This window comes from Streptomyces sp. NPDC048514 (genome assembly GCF_043199955.1).
GTDB lineage: Bacteria > Actinomycetota > Actinomycetes > Streptomycetales > Streptomycetaceae > Streptomyces.
The window spans coordinates 57805-73742 of sequence record NZ_JBICWT010000013.1 but is presented as its reverse complement, the minus strand read 5'-3'; the positions used below and the strand labels follow the sequence as shown (position 1 = coordinate 73742).

The following is a 15938-nucleotide window of genomic DNA, read 5'->3' as shown; positions in this document are numbered from 1 at the left end:
GGGAGGTGTCGGTGCGGCCCGCTACGGTCCCTCCCCATGACCGACACCGAGGACTTCCTGGCCGCCACCCGCACCTTCTACGACGCCGTCGCCGAGGACTACGCCGGGCACTTCCGGGATCCGCTCGCCGACAGGCCGCTGGAGCGGGCGCTGCTCGCCGCGTTCGCGGAACAGGTCGGCCCCGACGGCACGGTCGCCGACCTCGGCTGCGGGCCCGGCGAGATCACCGCCCACCTGTCCTCCCTTGGCCTGTCCGTCTTCGGCCTGGACCTGTCCGCGTCCATGATCGCCATCGCCCGCCGGGAGCATCCCGCCCTGCGGTTCGAGCAGGGCTCGATGCTGGAGCTGCCCGTCGCCGACGGTTCGCTGGCCGGTGCCGTCTCCTGGTACTCCAGCATCCACACGCCTGTGGACCGGCTGCCCCGTCTGTTCGCCGAATTCCACCGCGCCCTGGCCCCCGGCGGCCTGCTCCAGCTCGCCTTCCAGACGGGCGACGAGCCACTCCGCCTCGACCGGCCCTGGAACCGGCCGGTCGTACTCGACTTCCACCGGCGCCGGCCCGAGCGGATGGCCGAGCTGCTGTCCGGCGCCGGGTTCACGCTGCGCTCCAGCACCGTGCGCGAGCGCGAGGAGAGGAACGCCGAGTCAGCGCCGCAGGCGTTCCTTCTCGCCCGGAAGAAAGGCTGACCAGGCGGCGGGGGCGGCGGTGAGGTGAGCGGCGGCCGGCCGCTGCGAGGCACGGATGCGGACGGCGGTGGGGTGGGGCGACCTCTACGCGATCGCCGTCTTCACCACCGCTGTACGTGGACCTGCGCCAGGTGCGGGAGAGTGCGCGTCCGGGCGGAGTTGCCGCTCAGCCCGAGGCCGACGTCGCGACCCGGCACTCCACGACCGTGTCCGCGAACGCCCGCGCCGGAGGGCTGAGCGCGTCCCAGCGGCGGACCGCCCAGCCGACCGGGAGGGGACGAAGGCCGGGCAGCGGGATCAGGCGCAGCGGGCTCTCGCCCCGGGCCGGCAGGCCGGGAACAGCGGGTACGACCGCCCTCCCGACGCCGAGTTCGGCGAGCAGCAGCGCCGTGTCCCAGTCGGCCACGCTCGGCTCGTAGGTGAGGTGGACGCCCCGCTCGGCGCACGCGGCGTCCAGGTGGGCGGCGGACGTGGAGTTCGGCGGGAGGCGGATGAGCCGGACCTCGGCGAGTTCGGCCGGGTCAAGATGCGGGCGGCCGGCGAGGGGGTCGGTGGCGGGCACGGCGAGGAGCCACGGCAGCTCGACGACCGTCCGCTGCTCGATCCCCCGCACCGGCGGGCCGACGGTGATCCAGGCGAGGTCGAGGGTTCCGTCGGCGAGGGCGTCGAAGGTGCCCCGCCCCGAACTGACCGTGCGGAACTCCAGGTTGACCTGGGGGTGACGGCGGCGGAAGGTGACGACCGCGTCGGACATGAAGTGCTGGACGGTCGTCGCGCCGGTGGCCACCCGGACCTGTCCGCTGTGGCCGTCGACCAGATCGCGCAAGTGCCGTACGGCCAGGTCGAGACCGGAGATGCCCTCGGCCGCCGCGTTCTCCAGGATCCGCCCGGCCTGGGTCGGTACGACTCCGCGCGGCCGGCGCTCCAGCAGGGCCACGCCGGTCTCCCGCTCCAGCCGTCTGACGTGCTGGCTGACGGCGGACTGGGTGCAGCCGAGTTCACGGGCGACCGAACTGAGGCTGCCCGCCCGGCACACGGCCACGAACACACGGAGGTCGTCCAGGGTCACAACACCCAAGCTAGCACTTGGGTTTGGTGAGCGAACCCAAGGATTGACTGGCCTCCGCAGGTCGTACGAGGATCGTGGGTGGGCCGCGACCGACCCAGGCGGCAACCCGCTCCGCGCCCCGCCGAGTCCGGACGACGTGGGATCAGCGAGGAGCGGGTGCCGACCGTTCGCGCCGCTCGTACAGGGCCGCCACCTGCGTCGCGAAGTCGCTCATGATCTGGTCGCGGCGGAGCTTCATCGACGGGGTGAGGTGGCCCGACCATTCCGTGAAGTCGACCGGCAGTACGGCGAAGCGGCGGATGGACTCGGGGCGGGAGACGAGCTTGTTCGCCTCGTCCACCGCCCGCTGCAGCACCGCCGTCAGCTCCGGGTCGCCGACCAGGAGTTCCGGTGGCACGGGATGCTTGCCGATCATCTGGCGCCAGTGCGTGATGCCGTCGGGGTCGAGCGTGATGAGGGCGGAGATGTAGGGGCGGCCGTCACCCACCAGCATCACCTGGGAGATCAGCGGATGCCGGCGCAGCCAGTTCTCCAGCGGGGCCGGGGCGACCGACTTGCCGCCCGCCGTGATCAGCAGCTCCTTCTTGCGGCCGGTGATGGTCAGATAGCCCTCGTCGTCCAGCTCGCCGAGGTCGCCGGTGGGCAGCCAGCCGTCGCGGGTCGCGGGGACCACACCGCCCGCCTGCGGATCCCAGTAGCCGCGCAGCACGTGGTCGCCGGCCAGGAGGATCTCGCCGTCCGCGGCGATCCGTACCCGCGTGCCGGGCATCGGCCAGCCGACCGTGCCCAGGCGGGGTTTGAGGGGCGGGGTGATCGTGGAGGCGCCGGTGGTCTCGGTGAGGCCGTAGCCCTCGAAGATCTCGATGCCCGCGCCCGCGTAGAACGCGGCGAGCCGCCGGCCGAGCGGGGAGCCGCCGCAGATCGCGTACCGGACGCGGCCGCCCATGGCGGCGCGCATCTTGCGGTAGACGAGCGGGTCGTAGAAGGTGCGCTGCGTCTTCAGGGCACGGCTCGGCCCGTGGCCGGTGCCGGTCTGGCGGGCCTCCAGCGCCTCGCCGTAGCGCTCGGCCACGACCGCCGCCCGGTCGAAGGCCGCCACCCGGCCGCCCGCCTCCGCCTTGGCCCGCGCGGAGTTGTAGATCTTCTCCAGCATGTAGGGGATGGTCAGCAGGCAGGTCGGCCGGAAGGCGGCCAGGTCCGGCAGGAGGTCGGCCGGTGCCAGGCTGGGGGCGTGGCCGAGGCGCACCCGGGCGCGGACGCAGGCGACGGCCACCATCCGGCCGAAGACGTGGGACATGGGGAGGAAGAGGAGGACCGACGGCTGGTCGTCCTTCGCCTTGAAGACCGGGTAGAGGAGTTCGATCGCGTTGTCGACCTCGGCGAAGAAGTTGCCGTGCGAGAGGGCGCAGCCCTTGGGGCGGCCGGTGGTGCCGGAGGTGTAGATCAGCGTGGCGAGCGTGGCCGGACCCAGCATGCCCCGGCGTACGTTCACCTCGCCGTCCGGCACCGGGGCGCCCGCGTCTGCGAGCGCGGCCACGTGGTCCTTCTCCATCACCCACAGGTGGCGCAGGTCGAGCAGGTGCGGGAGTTCGGGGCCGATGGCGGCGGCCTGGGCGGCGGTCTCGGTGACCAGCGCGACCGCGCCGGAGTCGTGCAGGATCCAGCGGGTCTGGAAGACGGAGGAGGTGGGATACACCGGCACCGTGACCAGGCCGGCCGCCCAGGCGGCGAAGTCGAGGAGGGTCCAGTCGTAGTTCGTGTTGGCCATGACGGCGATCCGGTCGCCGGGCATCAGGCCTTCGGCGATCAGCCCCTTGGCCACGGCCTGGACCTGGGCGGCGAACCGGTCGGCCGTCACGTCCGTCCAGCGGCCGTCGGGCAGCTTGCGGCTGAGGACGACCGTGTCGGGGGCCGCCTCCGCGTTGTCGTACGGCAGGTCGGCGAGGGAGCCGTGGGTGACCGGGGGTGCGAACGGAGGGACCGATACCTCCCGTACGGCGCCGTCCAGCCGTCGTATCTCGGGTCCGACGAGGACCGGGTGGCCGTCGTAGTCGGTGGCGTGGACCGGGGTGCCGGAGGAGACGGGGGTGTTCGGGTGCGGGGTGGACACGGGCGGCTCCTCTGGCGTGCGTGCACCTGCGGTGCCCCCGGCGAGACGGGGGTTACCGCTGGTTAGGCAGGTGATCGTACGGGTCCGCTGTGAGGGGGTTGTGCGGGTGCGGGGGTAATCCGGGGCCACTGATGTGCAAGCACCCGCGCACACCGCCTGCGGCCCACCTGGCGATGACCCCTCCCGACAGTGGCTCACCTTGACTTACCTCCGGTAACCTTACTCCAGAGTAGGCAATTGGGACCGAGTCGCGCGGGAGTTGGACATGGCCGACCGCCACCTGAGCTTCACCGGCACGGCACCCGGCCGTTTCCTCACCCGGCGCCCGGGTCTGCCGGGGGCCTGATGAGCGCCGTCACGCTCTCCGCCGCACCCGCGCTGGGCCCGCTGCTGGCACGGGGCGCCCTGCGATCCCCCTTCAAACGGCCGGCCCCGGACGCGGTGTTCCCGCGCACCCGGCTCGTCCTGCCCGGCCTGCGCGTGGACCTGGCCAGGCTGGCCGCCTACGAGCGGGTCTGCGGCTTCCCCACCGGCGAGCCGCACCTGCCGGTCACCTACCCGCACGTCCTCGGCTTCCCGCTGGCCATGCGGCTGATGAGCGGCCGGGACTTCCCGCTGCCGCTGCTGGGCCTGGTCCACACGTCGGTCGAGATCGTCCGCTTCGCCGCGCTGCCCGCCGACGGGGAGTACGAACTGGCCGTGTGGGTCGAGGGGCTGGCCCCGCACCGGCGCGGCACCGAGGCCACCGTCGTGACCGGGCTGCGGCTGGGCGGGGACGTCGTCTGGGAGTCCCGCAGCACTTACCTCGCCCGGCACCGCACCGATGCGGGTCCGGTGCCGGCCGAGTCGGGTGCGCCGAGCGGACCGGCCGAGACGAGCACGCCGGTCGGGCCGGGCGAGCGTGGTGGGCACGGTGGGCCGGGCGAGCGAGAGGGGCACGGTGGGCCGGGGAAGCAGGGTGGGACCGGCGAGACCTCGGGGGACGTCGTGCTGCCCGTCGTGGCCGAGTGGAGCATCGCCGGGGACGTGGGACGGCGGTACGGTGCGGCGTCCGGTGACCGCAACCCCATCCATCTGCATCCGCTCACCGCCCGGCTCTTCGGGTTTCCGCGGGCCATCGCACACGGCATGTGGACGGTGGCCCGCTGTCTGGCCGCGCACGGCACGCCCGGCGCGGCCGTCGTCCGGGCGGGGTTCCGGGCGCCGGTGCTGTTGCCGGGAACGGTGACGTACGGGGCGGACGGGGCCGGCCGTTTCGTCCTGCGGGGCGCGGGTGGGAGGCTCCATCTGGCCGGTGAGGTGAGGGGGCTGTCCGACACGGGGTGGGGGTGACCGGGGGGGCGGTTGCTCGCCGCCACCGGGTGCGGGTGCGTGGGCGCTTGTCGCGCAGTTCCCCGCGCCCCCGGAAGGGGTGGGTGACCCCGCCGGTGTCGTGCGCGGGTGCGTGGGGGGTTGTCGCGCGGTTCCCCGCGCCCCCGGAAGGGGTGGGTGACCCCGCCGGTGTCGGGTGCGGGTGCGTGGGGGCTTGTCGCGCAGTTCCCCGCGCCCCCGGAAGGGGTGGGTGACCCCGCCGGCGTCGGGCGCGGGTGCGTGGGGGGTTGTCGCGCGGTTCCCCGCGCCCCCGGAAGGGGTGGGTGACCCCGCCGGTGTCGGGTGCGGGTGCGTGGTTTTCGCGGCTCTGGAAGGGGGCCGGGGGGTGTCAGAGCGCTTCGGGGGAAGGGGCCCAGGGGTGGTTCTGCATCAGGTTGGCCAGGCCTGACCAGGCGAAGTTCATCAAGGTTGCCGCGGCTTGGCGCGCGGTGATGTTCGGGGTGGTGTTGGCCCAGGCGGCCAGTGACTCCGCCGCTCCGACCAAGGCCTCGGCCAGCCCGGCGACCTCGCGCTCGGGCAGGTCCGGATCCCGGTGGGCCTCCCGGGCCGCGACCGCGATCAGCCGGGTGACGAACGCGACGATCCCCTCGCGCATCGCCGCGACCTCGGTCGCGAACGGCTCGCCATGGGTGCGGGCCTGAAGGTGCAGCACGGACCAGGCGTCGGGATGCTCGGCGGTGTGCGCGAAGAACGCCCGCAGCCCGTCCCACAGTTGCCGGTCCGCCGGCAGGTCCGTCCGCACACCGGAGTGCACCGCCTCGGTCAGCGCGGCGGCCTCCCGGCGGATGCAGGCCGTGAAGAGGTCTTCCTTCGAGTTCAGGTACAGATACACCAACGGCTTGGACACACCCGCCAATTCGGCGATCTCGTCCATCGACGCCGCCATGTACCCCCGCCGGCCGAAAATCCGTACGGCGGCGTCGAGCATCTGCTGCTCCCGCGCCGCACGCGGCATCCGCTTGGTCTTCACGGCACCCATGGGGCAAGACTAATCGGGGCCCGGCGCGCCGGGAGCCGACCGCTCGGTCAGGAGGGCTGGCCCTGCGCGTGAGCGGTGTCGTCGGCGCCGTCCTCCACGCTGCGGTTGGCGTCCAGGTTGGCCTTCATCCGGTCCACCTTGCCGGCGACCTGCACCGAGGCCCGGTCCCGCTCCTTGCGCAGCACCACCCAGCTGATCGGCGCCGAGAGCACCATGGCGAGCAGCAGGAGCCACAGGAAGTTGGCGTTGCCGTAGCCGCGCGGGAAGATGCCGGAGTAGACGGCTCCCCAGACGACCACGAGGCAGCCGGCGAAGATGCCGAGGCGCATCAGCGTGTAGCGGAGCATCTCAATCCACTCTTCCGTGTCGTACGTGTGGTCGGACAACCCATATCGGGCATCGTCCAGTGAAGCACGCCCTCTGCTCGATCTTGGCAGTGGGTGGGGGGGCCTCAGACGAGGGGCAGCAGCATGGTGATGTCGTCGCGGTGGTCGTCGGCGGACACGCGGATGGCGCCGGGCACCCGGCCGACCTCCTTGTAGCCGCAGGAGCCGTAGAAGTGCTCGAGGCCGAGGCCGCCGCGGCAGCCGAGCCGGATCGCGTCGATGCCGTCGAAGGTGCGGGCCGCGTCCGCCGCGGCCGCCATCAGCTCGCGCCCGTAGCCCTTGCCCTGATGACGGGGGTGGACCATAACCGTGTAGAGCCACAGCCAGTGGCGCTGCAGCCGGTGCTTGTTGAAGGAGAAGAAGGCCGTCGCCGCCACCTCGCCGGCCTCGTCGTGCCCGACGAGCAGCCGGTGCCGTCCCTCGGCCATGGCGGCGAAGTGGTTCACCAGGTCCGGGCGTATGTCCTCGCGGGTCACGGGGGCCACGAAGCCGACGGCTCCGCCGGCGTTGGTGACGTCGGCCCACAGGTCGAGGATGCCGTCGCGCAGGGCAGGGGTGACGGCGGGGTCGAGCGTAAAGGTAAGGGGCATGCGCGGATGGTATCTATTACTGAAAGGTGCGTGCAGCCGCATTCCGGATGGCGGTCACGCGAGGGCGCGTGCGGCCACCTTCAGGTCGGCCAGCAGGCCCCGGTAGGCCTCCTCGCGGTCGTCCGCCCGCAGCACGGACGACGGGTGCACGGTGGGCACCAGCCGCTCCGGGCGGCCGTGGATCTCCCGCTCCAGTACGGTCCCGCGCACCTCGCCGACCCGGAACGACGAACCCAGCAGCGCCTTTCCGGCCGTCGCACCCAGCACGACGATCAGCTCGGGCCGCACGATCGCCAGCTCGGCGGCGAGCCACGGCCCGCACGCGGTCGCCTCCCGGAGGGTCGGCGCCTTGTGGATCCGGCGCTTGCGCGGCTCGGCGCGGGTGAACTTGAAGTGCTTGACGGCGTTGGTGACATACACGTCCGCCGGGTCCATGCCGGCGTCCCCCAGGGCGCGGTCGAGGAGCTTGCCGGCGGGGCCGACGAACGGCTTGCCCTGCCGGTCCTCCTGGTCGCCGGGCTGTTCGCCGACGAGCATCACGCGGGCGGCGGCCTTCCCGGCCCCGAAGACGGTCTGGGTGGCGTCCCGGTGCAGCGGGCAGCCGCGGCAGTCGGCGGCGGCCTTGCGGAGGGCGGCCAGGCCGCCGTGGTCCGGTACGAAGGGCTGCGCCGTGTAGGCGTCCTCGGGGGTGGTCGTCCGTGCGGTCACGGTGCACCGGGTACCCGTCGTGCGGGGCACCGAACGACGACCACGCCCGGGCCGCCGCCCGGCGGTGGCCGATCGCGCAGTTCCCCGCGCCCCCGGATACCGTCCCGCCGCGGCCCGGTGGTGAGCCGATCGCGCAGTTCCCCGCGCCCCCGGATACCGTCCGGCCGCGGCCCGGTGGTGGGCCGGTCGCGCAGTTCCCCGCGCCCCTTCGGGGCGACTGTGGTGGCGGTGCGTCCTGCGCCCCTTCGGGGCGACTGTGGTGCCGGTCGTTCCGGGGGCGTGGGTGGTCCCACCCAGGGGCGCGGGGAACTGCGCGATCGGCCACCGCGGTGCCGCACCCGGGCGCGTACCGGAGCCACGCATCCTTCGGCCCGCCGGTTCGGCCGCCGGTTCGGCCGGTTGTTCGGTCGCCGGTTCGGCCGGTGGTTCGGCCGCCGGATCGGCCGGTGGTTCAGTTGGTGGTGGGCTCAGACCCGCATGGGCTGGGGGGCGTCCCGGCGGGCCGGGTCGGCGCCCTCGTACTCGCGGATGATCTCGTAGCGCGTGTTGCGCTCCACCGGGCGGAAACCGGCGTCGCGGATCAGGTCCAGCAGGTCCTCGCGGGTCAGCTTGTTCGGCGTGCCGTAGTTGTCCGCGTCGTGAGTGATCTTGTACTCGACGACCGAGCCGTCCATGTCGTCGGCGCCGTGCTGCAGCGCCAGCTGGGCGGTCTGCACGCCGTGCATGACCCAGAAGACCTTCACGTGCGGGACGTTGTCGAAGAGGAGGCGGGAGACGGCGAAGGTCTTGAGGGCCTCCGCGCCGGTCGCCATCTGGGTGCGGGCCTGCAGGCGGTTGCGCACCTTGCCGTCCTGCATGTCCACGAAGTCGTGCTGGTAGCGCAGCGGGATGAAGACCTGGAAGCCGTTCGTCTCGTCCTGCAGCTCGCGGAGACGCAGCACGTGGTCGACCCGGTGCCTCGGCTCCTCGATGTGGCCGTAGAGCATGGTGCACGGGGTCTTCAGACCCTTCTCGTGCGCCAGGCGGTGGATGCGGGACCAGTCCTCCCAGTGGGTCCGGTGGTCCACGATGTGCTGCCGGACCTCCCAGTCGAAGATCTCGGCGCCGCCGCCCGTGAGGGACTCCAGCCCCGCGTCGATCAGCTCGTCCAGGATCTCGCTCGCGCTCAGCCCGGAGATCGTCTCGAAGTGGTGGATCTCCGTGGCCGTGAACGCCTTGAGCGAGACGTTCGGCAGGGCGGCCTTCAGCTCCCGCAGCGACCGGGGGTAGTACCGCCACGGCAGGTTCGGATGCAGGCCGTTGACGATGTGCAGCTCGGTGAGGTTCTCCGACTCCATCGCCTGGGCGAGCTTGACGGCCTCCTCGATGCGCATCGTGTACGCGTCCTTCTCGCCCGGCTTGCGCTGGAACGAGCAGTAGGCGCAGGAGGCCGTGCACACGTTGGTCATGTTCAGGTGGCGGTTGACGTTGAAGTGCACGACGTCACCGTTCTTGCGGGTCCGCACCTCGTGCGCGAGGCCGCCCAGCCAGGCCAGGTCGTCCGACTCGTACAGCGCGATGCCGTCCTCGCGGGTCAGCCGCTCACCGGAACGGACCTTCTCCTCCAGCTCGCGCTTGAGTCCGACGTCCATGCCCACACCTTTCTCCGACAGCCCGACCAACGGTATCCCTACACCTCTTCGGGCAGTTCCCCGACCCGGTTCTCCCACTTCGTGGAGAGCACGATCGTCGTACGGGTCCGGGAGACGCCCGTGGTCCCGCTCAGCCGCCGGATGGTCTTCTCCAGACCGTCCACGTCCGTCGAGCGCACCTTGAGCATGAAGGAGTCGTCGCCGGCGATGAACCAGCAGTCCTCGATCTCCGTCAGGTCCCGCAGCCGCTGCGCCACGTCCTCGTGGTCGGCGGCGTCCGAGAGCGAGATGCCGATCAGGGCGGTGACGCCGAGGCCGAGGGAGGGCGAGTCCACGGTGGCGCGGTAGCCGGTGATGACACCGGCCGCCTCCAGCCGGTTGATGCGGTCGGTGACGCTGGGTCCCGACAGGCCGACGAGGCGCCCCAGCTCCGCGTACGAGGCCCGGCCGTTCTCCCTCAGGGCCTGGATGAGCTGCCTGTCCACCGCGTCCATGCGATCGAAGCCTTCCACTGAAGAGGTCCGAAGAGTTCCGAAGAGTGATGAGAGGTGCTGCGGCCCGCTGCGCCGGGCGCTACCGGTCGGGGCCGCCGCCGCCCAGTTCGCCCCGCCACCGCCGGTAGAGGCCGTGCCCGACGCCCGCCGCGTCCAGCACCCGTCCGGCGACGAAGTCCACCAGGTCCTGGATGTGCGTGGCACCCGCGTAGAAGGCGGGCGAGGCCGGCACGACCGTGGCACCGGCGTCGTCCAGCGCGACCAGGTGCCGCAGGGTCTGACCGTTCAGGGGGGTCTCCCGCACCGCGACGACCAGCGTGCGGCGCTCCTTCAGGGTGACGCTCGCCGCCCGCTGGAGAAGATCCTTGGACAGGCCGAGCGCCACACCGGCCACGCAGGCCGTGGAGGCCGGCACGATGAGCATCCCCTTCGCCCGGTACGACCCCGACGACGGGCCGGCCGCGAGGTCGCCCGCGCCCCAGTACCGCACCCCGCTGACGTCCACGTCGAAGGTCCCGGGCTTGCCGTCGGCCCCCCGGGTCAGCCATTCCCGCAGGTCGTCCCGCCAGTGGGCGTCACGGAACGAGATCCCGGTCTCGTCCAGCAGCGTCAGCCGCGAGGCCCGGCTGACCACCAGGTCCACCGCTTCCCCCGCCGCCAGCAGCGCACGCAGCACGGCAGCCGCGTACGGCGTTCCGGAAGCTCCGGACACCCCCACGATCCAAGGCGTGCGCTGCGTTTCTCCTGCGTTCACACCTTGAGCGTACCGGCGGGTCGCCCAGGACTCAGGCCGGGTCGGACGCGTCGGGGGCTGTGGGGGCGGCCGGGGCGCCGGGCCGGTCCCCTCACGCGGTCAGACCGCGGACCACGAGATCCAGCAGCGCGCACACGAACAGGGCGATACCGATGAAGCCGTTGACCGAGAAGAACGCCCGGTTCAGCCGGGACAGGTCGTGCGGGCGGACGATGCGGTGCTCGTAGACGAACGCGCCCGCGACGATCGCGAGGCCCAGCCAGAAGAGGGGCCCGGCGTGGGTGGCCAGGGCGTACCAGACGAACAGGGCCGTCGTCACCGTGTGGCAGGCCCGCGCGCCCCAGATCGCGGCCGGGATGCCGAACCGGGCCGGGACCGACAGGACACCGATCTCGCGGTCGGTCTCGACGTCCTGGCAGGCGTAGATCAGGTCGAAGCCGCCGATCCAGACGCCCACCGCGAGGCCGAGGATCACCGCGTCCCAGGACCAGGAGCCGGAGACGGCCAGCCAGCCGCCGATCGGGCCCATGGCCTGGGCGAGCCCCAGGATGGCCTGCGGGAAGTTGGTGAACCGTTTCCCGTAGGGGTAGACCACCATCGGGATCACCGCGACCGGCGCCAGGGCCAGGCACAGCGGGTTGAGCAGGGCCGCGGCGCCGAGGAAGACCACCAGGGCGACGAGGGCGCCCGTCCAGGCGTGGCGGACGGACATCGCGCCCGTCACCAGCTCGCGGTGGGCGGTGCGCGGGTTGCGGGCGTCGATCTCGCGGTCGATGATCCGGTTGACCGCCATCGCGAACGTGCGCAGGCCGACCATGCAGATCGTGACCAGCAGCAGCCGGCCCCAGTGGATGTTCTCGTCCCACCGGTACATCGCCGTCAGCGCGGCGATGTAGGCGAAGGGCAGTGCGAAGACCGAGTGCTCGATCATCACCAGCCGCAGGAACGCCTTGGTGCGTCCCGGCTGGGGGATGGCGGCGGACGCGGAGGTCACAGCCCGTACTCCTTCCAGCGACGGTCCACCAGGGCCGCCGTATCCGGGTCCGACAGGACCATGTCCGGCCACCCGCCGTCCCGGGTGTAGCCCTCCTCGGGCCACTTCCTGGTGGCGTCGATACCCGCCTTGCCGCCCCAGAACTGCTGGTAGGAGGCGTGGTCGAGATGGTCGACGGGGCCTTCGACGACCGTGAGGTCACGGGCGTAGTCGGTGTTGCCGAGGGCCCGCCAGGCGACCTCGTGCAGGTCGTGGACGTCACAGTCGGCGTCCACGACCACGATCAGTTTGGTCAGGGACATCATGTGCGCTCCCCAGACCGCGTGCATCACCTTCTGCGCGTGCTTGGGGTACTTCTTGTCGATCGAGACGATCGCGCAGTTGTGGAAGCCACCGGCCTCGGGCAGGTGGTAGTCCACGATGTCCGGGACGATGATCTTGAGGAGGGGGAGGAAGAAGCGTTCCGTGGCGCGGCCGAGGGGACCGTCCTCCGTGGGCGGGCGGCCGACCACGATGGACTGCAGCAGCGGGCGCCTGCGCATCGTCACGCAGTCGATCCTCAGCGCGGGGAACGGCTCCTGCGGTGTGTAGAAGCCGGTGTGGTCGCCGAACGGGCCCTCGGGCAGCATCTCGCCCGGTTCCAGCCAGCCCTCGATGACCACCTCGGCGTTGGCCGGGACCTGGAGGGGGACCGTCTTGCAGTCGACCATCTCGATCCGCTTGCCCGCGAGGAACCCGGCGAAGAGGTACTCGTCGATGTCGCCGGGCAGCGGGGCGGTGGAGGCGTACGTCACGGCCGGCGGGCAGCCGAAGGCGATGGCGACCGGCAGGCGCTCGCCGCGGCGCGCGGCGACCTGGTAGTGGTTGCGGCTGTCCTTGTGGATCTGCCAGTGCATGCCGATGGTGCGCTTGTCGTGGCGCTGCAGCCGGTACAGGCCCAGGTTGCGGATGCCGCTCTCGGGGTCCTTGGTGTGGGTCAGGCCCAGGTTGAAGAAGGAGCCGCCGTCCTTGGGCCAGGTGAACAGCGCCGGGAGCCGGTCGAGGTCCACGTCGTCCCCCTGCAGGACGACCTCCTGGACGGGCGCGCCGGCGGACTTCACCTTCTTCGGCGGCACGTGCGCCATCGCGCCGAGCTTGCCGAAGGCCTCGCGGACGCCGACGAAGCCGTGCGGCAGCTCGGGCCGCAGCAGCCCGCCGATCTTCTCGGAGATCTCGCCGTACGACTTCAGGCCCAGCGCCTTCAGCAGCCGCCGGTCGGTGCCGAAGACGTTCATCGCGAGCGGCATCGCGGAGCCCTTGACGTTCTCGAAGAGCAGCGCCGGGCCCCCGGACTTCTGCACCCGGTCGACGATCTCCCCGACTTCCAGGTGGGGGTCGACCTCGGCCTTGATGCGCTTGAGGTCGCCCTCGCGCTCCAGCGCCCGGAGCAGGGAGCGAAGATCGTCGTAAGCCATGCGTCCCAGTATCGGCCACCCGCTACCCTGGCCCGGTCACCGGGGCCGTCTCACATCGTCGGGAGAGCGCACGACCATGCTCAGGTATCTGCCGTTCCTGCTGGTCCTCGCGCTGTGGATCTATGCCTTCGTGGACTGCCTGAACACCCCCGAGGAAGAGGTGCGCCATCTGCCGAAGGTGGTGTGGGTGATCATCATCCTGCTCTTCGGCGAGGTCCTGGTCGGCCCGGTCGCCTGGCTGCTCACCGGCAAGAAGCGGCAGGCCGGTGTGGACGGCACCGCTGCCTCGCCGGGACGCCGCGGCGGCGGCGCCGGCTGGGTCGCCCCCGACGACAACCCCGAATTCCTCAGGTCCCTGGACCGGGACGACCCGAAGAACAACGACTGATCCCGCTCCCGGCCGTTCGTCACCTTCGCTGAGGCCGCCCCGGTGCCGGGTTCCGCGCGGGCGGAGAACAACCCGGGTGCCCGGCCGGCCCCGGCCGGCCCCGGCCGGCCGGTCCTCGGCCCGCCTCGCAGACGTCGCCCCGGTGGTGGGCGGCAGCAGAGCGCGGTACGGACCGACGTTGCCCCGGCGGGGGGCGAGACAGCAGAGTGAGGGCATGGACCGACGACAGGCCAGTGCCTGGCTCGCCACCGCCGTCGAGGAGGCCCGCGCCGGGCTCGCCGAGGGCGGCATCCCCGTCGGCGCCGCCCTCTACGGTGCCGACGGCACGCTCCTCGGCCGCGGCCGCAACCGCAGGGTCCAGGACGGCGACCCGTCCCTGCACGCCGAGACGGCCGCCTTCCGTGCGGCGGGGCGGCAGCGCACGTACCGCGGCACGACCATGGTGACCACCCTCTCCCCCTGCTGGTACTGCACCGGCCTGGTCCGCCAGTTCGGCATCTCACGCGTGGTGATCGGCGAGGCCACGACCTTCCACGGCGGCCACGACGAGCTGGCCCGGCACGGAGTGGAGATCGTGCTCCTGGACGACCCGGACTGCGTGCGGATGATGCGCGCCTTCATCGACACCCGACCGGACCTGTGGCACGAGGACATCGGTGAGTGAGCCCGGCCGCCGAGGCCCCCGGCCCGGGCCGGCCCGCCGGGCACCCGTCCGTTCCGGTCACCGTCGGTTAATCAGTTTCGCGTTCGGCCTGCCACCCGTTCCGTTGAAATGAACCGGACGGGCATGTCCCGGCCGCGCCCCACGGCATTGCCTTGTAGGGAGCCCGTCCATGGGCCCCTCTCTGCGATGGGAGACGCGTGCGAATCACTGACATCCAGCGCTGTGAGGTCCGGCCGGGACGGCTCGTCGAGTGGACGCTGAGCCCGGCGACCGTAGCGGTGGCGACGGGGCTGCCGGAGGACTCCCGGCCTCCGGCCTACATCCAGGAGTCGCACATCCGGACGGCCAAGTGCGTCCGGGAGGACGGGCTGTTCGTGCCCACCTGGCTCGGCACCGCCTTCGACCTCCCCGGACCGGTCGACCTCGACGTGCTGCGGGAGGCGCTGCGTGCCTGGACCGTCCGGCACGAGACGCTGCGCAGCGGCTTCCGCTGGGTGGGCGAGGAACTGCGCCGGTTCACCCTCGACGCCGCCGACGTCTCCCTGCACCAGGAGGAGGCCGGGGATTTCCCCGACGCGGACGACCTCGTCCGCCACCTCCAGAACCGCTTCGACACCGTCGCGGACGCGCTGCGCTGGCCGAACCTGATCTACACGGCGGTCGTACGGGACGACGGCGCGAGCGTGTACCTGGCCTTCGACCACAGCAACGTCGACGCCTACTCCGTGAACCGGATCCCCGCCGAGATCCACGAGCTGTACGCGGCGGGCCTCGCCGGGACCGAGCCCGGCCCCCGTACACCGGCGGCCAGTTACATCGACTTCTGCGAGATCGAGCGGGCGGACGCGGACGGCATCGACGGCCGGCACGCGATCGTCGCCCGCTGGCGCGAGTTCATCCTCCGCTGCGACGGGGTGCTGCCGGGCTTCCCGGTCGACCTCGGCCTGGAGCCGGGCGGCCCGCTGCCCCGGCAGCAGATGCTGTGCGAGCCGCTGGCGGACGCCGCCGAGGCGGCGGCTTTCGAGGCGTACTGCAGGCCCTACGGCGGCACCCTGGTCGGCCTGCTGGCGGCGACCGCGCTCATCGTCCACGAACTGGGCGGGCAGTCGGTGTACCGGACGGTGGTCCCGTTCCACACCCGGGTGAAGTCGCGGTGGAGCGAGTCGGTCGGCTGGTACGTGGGCGGCGCCCCGATCGAGGTGCCGGTGGAACGCAACCCGGCCTTCCCGGACATCCTGCGGACGGTACGCGCCCAGTTGCACGCGAACCGGCCGCTGGCCCGGATGCCGCTGGCCCGGGTGCTGAGTCTGCTCGGCGCGGACTTCCGGCCGACCTCGCCCGACCTGTACTCGATCGTCTCCTACGTCGACACCCGGGCCACCCCCGGTGCCGAGCGCTGGGCCGAACTGAATGCGCACGGGCTGCTGCGGGTGTCGTACGGCGACCAGGTGTGCGTGTGGGTGAACCGGCTGCCCGAGGGACTGTGGCTGGCCAGCCGGTACCCGGACACGGACATGGCGGCGAAGAATCTGCGGCTGTACGTGGAACGGCTGCGCGACCAGATCGCGTCGGTGGCTCACGGGAGCCTTCCGGCAGTCTCGTGACACAATGGACACCACTGACCCTGGCCGGAAGCAACTCCCCCTTCCTACACTGTTG

General features: G+C 72.1%; 17 protein-coding genes. 5 read left to right on the top strand and 12 right to left on the bottom strand.

Going from position 1 to position 15938, the window contains the following annotated elements:
* Positions 1-36: 36 nt before the first annotated feature.
* Positions 37-687: a class I SAM-dependent methyltransferase gene (locus ACGFT2_RS27525; RefSeq protein ID WP_393283025.1), complete on the top strand. Its 651-nt coding sequence runs from the start codon at positions 37-39 to the stop codon at positions 685-687.
* On the opposite strand, the gene ACGFT2_RS27520 is transcribed toward ACGFT2_RS27525, so the two are convergent.
* The 3 genes from ACGFT2_RS27520 to ACGFT2_RS27510 all read right to left on the bottom strand — a co-directional run bounded on the left by ACGFT2_RS27520 (position 646) and on the right by ACGFT2_RS27510 (position 3866).
* The gene (locus tag ACGFT2_RS27520) at positions 646-744 is read right to left on the bottom strand and encodes a hypothetical protein (protein WP_393283477.1); all 99 of its coding nucleotides are present in this window, start codon (positions 742-744) and stop codon (positions 646-648) included. The genes ACGFT2_RS27525 and ACGFT2_RS27520 overlap by 42 nt on opposite strands.
* Before the next feature lie 109 nt (positions 745-853).
* Positions 854-1756 (bottom strand): LysR family transcriptional regulator, encoded by a 903-nt coding sequence (locus tag ACGFT2_RS27515; protein WP_393283022.1) that lies wholly within the window; start codon positions 1754-1756, stop codon positions 854-856.
* Between the two features lie 142 nt (positions 1757-1898).
* Positions 1899-3866 (bottom strand): AMP-dependent synthetase/ligase, encoded by a 1968-nt coding sequence (locus ACGFT2_RS27510; protein WP_393283019.1) that lies wholly within the window; start codon positions 3864-3866, stop codon positions 1899-1901.
* A 345-nt stretch (positions 3867-4211) separates the two neighbouring features.
* Here ACGFT2_RS27510 and ACGFT2_RS27505 point away from each other — a divergent pair, with 345 nt between their 5' ends.
* Entirely contained in the window at positions 4212-5198 is a 987-nt protein-coding gene (locus tag ACGFT2_RS27505; protein ID WP_393283016.1) for a MaoC family dehydratase, read from the top strand.
* Positions 5199-5565: 367 nt separating this feature from the next.
* Here ACGFT2_RS27505 and ACGFT2_RS27500 read toward each other — a convergent pair whose 3' ends face one another.
* The 9 genes from ACGFT2_RS27500 to ACGFT2_RS27460 all read right to left on the bottom strand — a co-directional run bounded on the left by ACGFT2_RS27500 (position 5566) and on the right by ACGFT2_RS27460 (position 13227).
* Positions 5566-6216: a TetR/AcrR family transcriptional regulator gene (locus ACGFT2_RS27500; RefSeq protein WP_393283015.1), complete on the bottom strand. Its 651-nt coding sequence runs from the start codon at positions 6214-6216 to the stop codon at positions 5566-5568.
* A 47-nt stretch (positions 6217-6263) separates the two neighbouring features.
* Positions 6264-6563 (bottom strand): DUF4229 domain-containing protein, encoded by a 300-nt coding sequence (locus ACGFT2_RS27495; RefSeq protein WP_393283012.1) that lies wholly within the window; start codon positions 6561-6563, stop codon positions 6264-6266.
* A 104-nt stretch (positions 6564-6667) separates the two neighbouring features.
* Positions 6668-7192, bottom strand: a complete 525-nt coding sequence (locus tag ACGFT2_RS27490) for a GNAT family N-acetyltransferase (protein ID WP_393283009.1) — start codon at positions 7190-7192, stop codon at positions 6668-6670.
* A gap of 54 nt (positions 7193-7246) precedes the next feature.
* Positions 7247-7900 carry a UdgX family uracil-DNA binding protein gene (locus tag ACGFT2_RS27485; protein WP_393283006.1) on the bottom strand — a complete coding sequence of 218 codons (654 nt, stop codon included), beginning with the start codon at positions 7898-7900 and terminating at the stop codon, positions 7247-7249.
* Between the two features lie 467 nt (positions 7901-8367).
* Positions 8368-9531: an aminofutalosine synthase MqnE gene (gene mqnE / locus ACGFT2_RS27480; RefSeq protein WP_393283004.1), complete on the bottom strand. Its 1164-nt coding sequence runs from the start codon at positions 9529-9531 to the stop codon at positions 8368-8370.
* Between the two features lie 38 nt (positions 9532-9569).
* Complete coding sequence (locus ACGFT2_RS27475) at positions 9570-10025, bottom strand: Lrp/AsnC family transcriptional regulator (RefSeq protein ID WP_393283001.1); 456 nt, start codon at positions 10023-10025, stop codon at positions 9570-9572.
* Positions 10026-10104: 79 nt separating this feature from the next.
* Positions 10105-10779, bottom strand: coding sequence for a UbiX family flavin prenyltransferase (locus ACGFT2_RS27470; RefSeq protein ID WP_393282999.1), 675 nt, complete (start codon positions 10777-10779; stop codon positions 10105-10107).
* Between the two features lie 91 nt (positions 10780-10870).
* Complete coding sequence (gene mqnP / locus ACGFT2_RS27465) at positions 10871-11773, bottom strand: menaquinone biosynthesis prenyltransferase MqnP (RefSeq protein WP_393282998.1); 903 nt, start codon at positions 11771-11773, stop codon at positions 10871-10873.
* The gene (locus ACGFT2_RS27460) at positions 11770-13227 is read right to left on the bottom strand and encodes a menaquinone biosynthesis decarboxylase (protein WP_393282995.1); all 1458 of its coding nucleotides are present in this window, start codon (positions 13225-13227) and stop codon (positions 11770-11772) included. The genes mqnP and ACGFT2_RS27460 overlap by 4 nt, the downstream gene beginning before the upstream one ends.
* A 76-nt stretch (positions 13228-13303) precedes the next feature.
* Between ACGFT2_RS27460 and ACGFT2_RS27455 the strand changes: the two genes are divergently transcribed.
* The 3 genes from ACGFT2_RS27455 to ACGFT2_RS27445 all read left to right on the top strand — a co-directional run bounded on the left by ACGFT2_RS27455 (position 13304) and on the right by ACGFT2_RS27445 (position 15883).
* On the top strand, positions 13304-13615 hold the full coding sequence (locus ACGFT2_RS27455; protein ID WP_393282993.1) for a PLD nuclease N-terminal domain-containing protein: 312 nt from the start codon (positions 13304-13306) through the stop codon (positions 13613-13615).
* 214 nt (positions 13616-13829) lie between these two features.
* Positions 13830-14279: a nucleoside deaminase gene (locus ACGFT2_RS27450; RefSeq protein ID WP_393282990.1), complete on the top strand. Its 450-nt coding sequence runs from the start codon at positions 13830-13832 to the stop codon at positions 14277-14279.
* Positions 14280-14476: 197 nt separating this feature from the next.
* Positions 14477-15883, top strand: coding sequence for a condensation domain-containing protein (locus ACGFT2_RS27445; RefSeq protein WP_393282987.1), 1407 nt, complete (start codon positions 14477-14479; stop codon positions 15881-15883).
* Positions 15884-15938 lie beyond the last annotated feature (55 nt).